The sequence below is a fragment of the Mycobacteroides franklinii genome (genome assembly GCF_001853795.1).
GTDB lineage: Bacteria > Actinomycetota > Actinomycetes > Mycobacteriales > Mycobacteriaceae > Mycobacterium > Mycobacterium franklinii.
The window spans coordinates 1-558 of record NZ_MLIK01000009.1; the positions used below are offsets into that span (position 1 = coordinate 1).

Here is a 558-nt window from a genome sequence, read left to right on the forward strand (position 1 = left end):
ACGGAGGTGTATGGCAATGAAAAGTACTGCGGAGCTGGGACTTCCGGAAGGATTCGATTTCACCGATCCGGGGCTGTACGGAGAACGGATGCCACACGCGGAGTTCGCGACCCTGCGCCGGGAGGCACCCGTCTGGTGGAACCCGCAGCCACGCACGGTGGGCGGATTCGCCGACGACGGCTATTGGGTTATTTCCAAGCATCGTGACGTGCGTCAGGTTTCACTACACACCGACATCTTCTCGTCGGGCCGCAAGGGCGCCATCCCCCGTCTCGAGGACCACATCAGCCCGGAAGAGTTCCAGGCCACGCTGTCTGTCCTCATCAACAAGGATGCCCCCGAACACACCAAGCTCCGCGGGCTGGTGTCGCGCATGTTCACCCCACGCTCGATCGCGACCTTGCGCATCACCCTGGAGGAGCGGGCAGAACGCATCGTACGGGGCGCGATCGAGGGCGGGCACGGCGAATTCGTGCGCGAGGTGGCCAGTGAGCTGCCCATGCAGGCCATCGCCGAATTGATCGGTGTCCCAGAGGAAGACCGCGTCAAGCTCTTCGA

1 pseudogene is annotated in these 558 nt (G+C 63.3%); it reads left to right on the forward strand.

Going from position 1 to position 558, the window contains the following annotated elements:
- Positions 1-16 precede the first annotated feature (16 nt).
- Positions 17-558: pseudogene (locus BKG76_RS07060) on the forward strand (cytochrome P450); the annotation flags it as partial.